The 4,550-nt window shown below is 68.5% G+C and carries 2 protein-coding genes; both read left to right on the forward strand.

Features of this window, described 5'->3' with window-relative positions; translation table 11 throughout:
• The coding region (locus tag Q8Q85_00255; protein ID MDP3772680.1) for a TonB-dependent receptor at nt 1-1,206 on the forward strand (1,206 nt) is incomplete at its 5' end.
• Between the two features lie 85 nt (nt 1,207-1,291).
• A partial coding sequence (locus tag Q8Q85_00260) for a hypothetical protein (GenBank protein ID MDP3772681.1) occupies nt 1,292-4,550 on the forward strand: 3,259 nt, incomplete at its 3' end.

Below are 4,550 nucleotides of genomic sequence, written 5' to 3' on the forward strand. Positions count from 1 at the left end.
TCGGGCTTCGAGGCCTGCGCGCGCAACCGCACGCTGCTCGACAGCGCGGCGGCCATCGCGCGGCAGGACGACTTCTCGCAGTCGTCGACCCGGCGGCAGTTCTCGCCGCGCATCGCCATCAGCTTCCCGATGTCGGCGACCTCGACGGTGTACTTCAACTTCGGCCGGTACTCGCAGAACCCGCTGTACAACAACCTGTTCCAGAACACCGGCATCGGCCTGGATTCGGGCGCGGCCGGCGGCGGCTTCTGCTCCGGCGCTTCGTCCGTGAGGCCGGGCACCACCGAGTGCCTCCCGACGTTGTTCTCCGACCTCTTCAGGACGGCGTTCGTCGGCAACACCAACCTGCTGATCGAGGGGACGACGGCCTACGAGGTCGGCTATTCGTCGGAGCTGTCGCGCCTCTACGGGCTCTCGGTGGCGCTGTTCAGCAAGGACCAGTACGGCCTGTCGGGGGTCAAGAACGGCGGTCTCGACGCCCTGGGCAACCGGGTCTTCGACCCCGGCAACACCTACGGGAAGAGCCTGCTCGACTACTCGGTGATCCTGAACCAGGACTTCCAGACCGTCCGCGGGTTCGAGATCCAGCTCCGCCGGCGCGTCTCCAACCGCTGGGGCTTCAACATCAACTACTCGTTCGCGCAGGCGACCACCAACGCGGCCCCGCCGGAGCTCGAGCAGGAGTCGCAGCGGCGTGGCGACCCGACGGCGCGGCAGGAGCTCCGGTCGGAGATCGACCAGTCGCACGTCTTCAACACGTCGCTCCAGTTCCGCGTCGGCGCGGACGCGCCGCGGTGGCCCGTCATCGGCCGCCTGCTGGTGAATTCCGACGCGAGCGTGACGCTCCGGGCGGCCAGCGGCCTGCCCTACACCCCGACGCTGACGTTCCAGGGGTTGGGGAACAGCCAGGCCGAGCGCAACAGCGGCCGGGGCCCGAGCACCCTTACGGTGGATCTGCAGCTGGCCAAGCGGTGGACGATGGGCAACCTGCTCTACGGTGGGTTCATCCGGGTGGCCAACCTGTTCAACACCCGCAATTGCATCCAGGTCTTCCCGACCACCGGCCGGTGTGACGCCGGCACGATCGACCAGAGCACGCGTCGGCAGGGCAACACGACCAATACGGAAAGCTCGTCGTTCTACAACCGATCCTGGTACTACTCGTCCGAGCGGTCGATCAACGCCGGCATCCGCGTGAGCTTCTGAGCGGTGTGGCGGCCCCCGGCCCGGCCTTCAGGCCGGGCCGCCGGCTGCCCCCCGAGCAGCGCTCGACCAACGCCAAGGAGTAGACATGTTCATTCCTCGTCGCATTCGCGTGCCGGTCCGCCCGTGGGCGCTGCTCGCGGCCGTCGCCGCGGCCTCGTTCGCCGCGCCCGATGCCGTCCGCGCGCAGGCCCGGTCCGGCGGCGAAACCACGGTGATGCTCGATGAAGCGGGCCGCGCCACACCGATCCGCAGGCCGGGGGCCTTCAACCTGTTCGGCAACCAGGACCTGGCTTTTGCCGGCATGCACGGCACCGGCAACCTGTGGAGCTTCATGACCAACGTCGGTCCGTGCGAGACCGGCTTCTTCGCGCAGCGCTGCCTCCGCCTCGCCGCCGGCAACCGGTTCCAGTACTTCGAGCTGGGCCTGCTGGCCGGTGTCCCGCGCGGAGACTGGATCAAGAACCGCGACCGGGCGCCCAGCCTGCGCAGCGCGCGGGGCGATGGCTACAGCCAGATGCGCAACGATCTGACGTTCCAAGGGAGGATGGAGATCGGCCCCAAGGACGGCACGCTCGGCACGCTGTTCTCCGGGGCCACCGCGACGACCGACGGAAGCTGCCAGGACAACTCGCAGAGCAACAACGGCATTCTGAGCGCCGGCCTCCAGTTGCTCGGCAGCTCGAACTGCACCCCGACCTGGCCCGCGGGGACGTGGCTGGGTGACCGCCCGATCCCGACGGAGAGCTGGATTGCGCTGTTCCAGTCGCAGGGCGCGGCGTTCACCTTCGATTTCTCCCGGGTACCGGCGAACCTCAAGCAGCAGACTCGGTTCATAGGGACCAACTTCGCCACCTACGGGGCCGCGTCGGACCACCACTCCGGCATCCGGGCCACCTACGGGTCGGTGATCCCGGGCGGCGTGGGAGATCCGACCAACGACGGCTGGCCGCTGGGGCTGGACTTCGAGTTCCAGGCGTTCAACTACGCCCTGCCGGCCGTGCAGTCGGTCATGTACTACCAGCTGCTGGTCATCAACAATTCCGCGCAGGTGTACGGCGTCGGGCTGGACTACGACTCGCTGTACCTGGGCCTCACGCAGGGAGTGGGCCTCGGGGGCCAGGCACCAGCCGAGTACTTTGAGCCCGGGCGCGGCGCGGCCATCTTCGTCCAGAACGGCACCACGGTGAACTGCAACAACTCCCTCGCGCCCACCGGCGTCACGGGCTGCGCCAACGCCGCAGGCACGGGCTTCGCCACCGGCGGCGCCTCCGCCGTCATCTTCCTGAGGAGCCCGATCGGCGACCTCAGGAACAAGCTGTTCACCCGGGTGGGATCGGCGTTCTACCTGCCCAGCCACCCGTTGGCGGGCGACACCATCACGTTCAACCACGGGCACGCCTGCGGGTTCTCCGCCTGCTCCAACAACACGCCACGGCTCAATGACAAGCGGGGCTTCGGCCTGCTGTCGTCCACCGAGGAGAACGTCCTCGACGGCCGGACACCCGGCTCGATCGCCGCGGCGGAGTACTGGCTCAGCTTCCGCAGCCGCGCCTTCCCGACCCAGGACGGCAAGTACAACAAGTGGGTGCCGCCCGGCAACTGGGACTACAACGGCGACGGGGTCCTGGACACGTTGAGCTTCGAGAGCTGCGGCGGTGCCACGGGATCCGCGTTCGTCACCATGCGGCCGACCGGCTGCATCGCGACCTATGCGGACACCATGCCGGGCAAGCAGAACAACCGGGTCGGCAACATCGGCGGCGTCATCAGCGCCGGCCCGATCAAGCTGGCCGCGGGCGACACCGTGACCTTCATGTTCGCGTTCGTCACCGAGCTCCTCCAGTCCCCTTTCGAGGCGGCTGTCAATGCCGCCATCGATTTCTACCAGTCGTTCTTCTTCGGCCCGGAGCCGCCGGTCGTCACCGACATCGTGTCGAGCGAAGTGGCTGTCGGGGGCGACCTCAGCGTGGTGAACCTGTTCTTCAACGACGCGCCGGAGCGCTGGGTGGACCCGTTCCTGCTCGACTTCGCCGGCAAGGTGACCAGTGCCGCCGCGGGCACGGAGCTCGCGCGGCTCCGGACGCTCAACCCGAACTTCGTGAGCCAGATCAATGCGCGCGCCGCGGACAACCTCCAGGAGATCGAGGTCTTCAAGTCCTGTGACGGCGGCGCCACCTTCACGTCGGACGCGAACTGCACCCCCGATCCTGCCGTGGACGAGGTCGGCAACCCCGTCGGGGTCGGCTGGCAGGCCTACCGGATCCTGCGGCGCGCCGATTTCGCCGGTGGCGACATCCCCAACGTCTTCCAGGATCTGAATGTGACGGGCGGGCAGACGCTCCTGTACGTGATGCTCGGCAAGACGCGCGGGGGGGTTTTCGCGGTCATTGACTCGCTCGACACCAACGCCGACGGCGTGTTCGACGCGATCGGCGGGCGGAGCTTTACCGCCGCGCCGCAGCTCATCAACTCGCTGAGCCGCTCGGCCTCCGATCCGAACGTCGTTTCCCTGTACGTGCCGTTCAGCAACCAGGCCGGCTCCACCAATACGCAGTTCGCGCCCACCGGCCAACAGGGCGGAGCCACGGTGCCCGTCGGTCTGCAGCCCACCGGCACCGTCGTACCGGGGACCTACCGCTTGGCGTTCGGGAACAACATTCGGATCATCGAGGTCCACTCCTCGGTCGTGCCGGAGTCCGTGATTTCCTCGACGGTGCGGCTGAAGGACAGCGTGGTCACCGGGGCAGCCACGTCCGCGCGCTTCGATACCGTCATCGGCGTCAGCACGGCGCCCCGCGGCGTGCCGTTCGCCGCCGCCCTCTGTGGGGTGCCCGCGACGGCCGGCTGCGCGGCCAGGACCACCAACGGCGATACGACCTTCTACGGCTTCTCCTCGGCCGGGACGCTCGGCTTCATGCTGGTGAACGAAAGCGGCACCCCGCTGTTCGTGTCCACCACGCTGACCGGCGCGGCGGCCACGCCGGCAGCGTTCTTCGCCAGCCGGGACTACACCGGCTTCGTGGTCTCGGTCGATAACCGGAACGCGGGGACGTTCGCCGCGGAGACGACGCTGGAAAACGGGGCGTTCATCCCGCAGGCCAACGTCAACTCCTTCCGGGTGCAGTGGCGGCAGGAGACGGCCACCCGGACCATCGGGACGGGAAACTACCACGTCCAGTGGACGGGTGATCCGTTCGGCGTCCGGCGCGGCTTCACCATCAACTTCTCCGATCCCACCGTGACGGCCGCGGCGCTGGCCGACAGTCTCGCGGCGCGGACCGCGACGCCCGCGGCGACGGACACCGGGCTGGCGGCCATCCTCGGCGTTGACCCGGCCACGATTC

The organism is Gemmatimonadales bacterium, assembly GCA_030697825.1.
GTDB lineage: Bacteria > Gemmatimonadota > Gemmatimonadetes > Gemmatimonadales > JACORV01 > JACORV01.